Origin of the sequence: Pseudoduganella namucuonensis (assembly GCF_900116645.1) — a bacterium.
Taxonomy (GTDB): domain Bacteria; phylum Pseudomonadota; class Gammaproteobacteria; order Burkholderiales; family Burkholderiaceae_D; genus Rugamonas; species Rugamonas namucuonensis.
Genome location: NZ_FPBO01000103.1, coordinates 1 through 1,228 on the forward strand (window position 1 = coordinate 1; position 1,228 = coordinate 1,228).

Annotated in this window: 1 protein-coding gene; it reads left to right on the top strand. The window is 54.6% G+C overall.

Translation table 11 applies throughout. The features are described 5' to 3' along the window. Positions 1-59: 59 nt before the first annotated feature. A protein-coding gene (locus tag BM436_RS35895) for an IS3 family transposase (protein WP_093561690.1) occupies positions 60-1,210 on the top strand; the annotation gives its coding sequence in 2 pieces (ribosomal slippage) (positions 60-306 and positions 306-1,210; 1,152 coding nt in all). Positions 1,211-1,228: the final 18 nt, after the last annotated feature.

A 1,228-nucleotide genomic window follows, 5' to 3' on the forward strand; every position in this document is an offset into this window, starting at 1 on the left:
TGAATCGCCACGAGTATTGTAGACACTCCTGAGCCATAATTTAGGGCAAAGGAGCAGTTATGAGCGACAAGAGGTACACCGAAGAATTCAAGATTGCGGCAGTCAAGCAGGTAACTGAGCGTGGTCATCCAGTCAGCGAAGTCGCCGAGCGACTTGGCGTCAGCATTCACAGCATCTACGCCTGGGTAAAGCGCTATGAGACGCCACCGGCGGAGCGGGCTGCGGCAGATGCTAAAGATGATGAACTGCGACGCTTGAAAGCAGAGCTGAAGCGAGTAACCGAGGAGCGCGACATCTTGAAAAAAGCCGCGGTGTACTTTGCCAAGACGTCCGGGTAAGGTACACCTTCATCCGGGACTTCCAGGGGATGTATCCGGTACGGCGTCTTTGCAAAATGCTAGAGGTGCATCCCAGTGGCTTCTATGCATGGTGCCTGCAGCCTGAAAGCGCGCGGGCTAAAGAGGACAAGCGCCTGCTGGGACATATCAAACAATCTTGGCTGGAAAGCGGTGCAGTCTATGGATACCGGAAGGTCTCCGATGATCTGCGCGAGCTGGGGGAGCGCTGCGGGATCAACCGGGTTCACCGTCTGATGCGGTCGGCCGGTATCCGTTCGCAAACTGGTTACAGCAAGCGAAAATGGAAGTCCGGTGGCCCACCATCGATTGTGGCGCCGAACCTTCTGCAGCGGCAGTTTGACGTCGAGGAGCCGAACAGGGTTTGGGTGACAGACATAACCTATATCCGAACTTATGAAGGCTGGCTCTACCTAACCGTCGTTCTGGATTTGTTTTCGCGCCAAGTCATCGGCTGGTCCATGGGGGCACGCATTGATACCGACCTGGCCATGAACGCTCTGCTGATGGCTGTTTGGCGCAGAAGGCCTGAAAGCACAGTGATGGTGCATTCAGATCAGGGAAGTCAGTTCAGTAGCTACGACTGGCGCGACTTCCTGAAGGAGCACAATCTGGAAGCAAGTATGAGCCGGCGTGGTAACTGCCACGACAACGCCGTTGCAGAGAGCTTTTTCCAGCTATTGAAGCGGGAACGGATCAAGCGCAAGACCTACGCAACAAGGGAAGACGCCCGGCAGGATATCTTCGATTACATCGAGATGTTCTACAATCCGAAGCGCCGTCATGGAGGTAATGAGCGGCTTTCTCCAGTTGAGTACGAGAAGCGGTATTTTCAGAGGCTCAAGGGTGTCTAAAAAATCCGTGGCGATTCA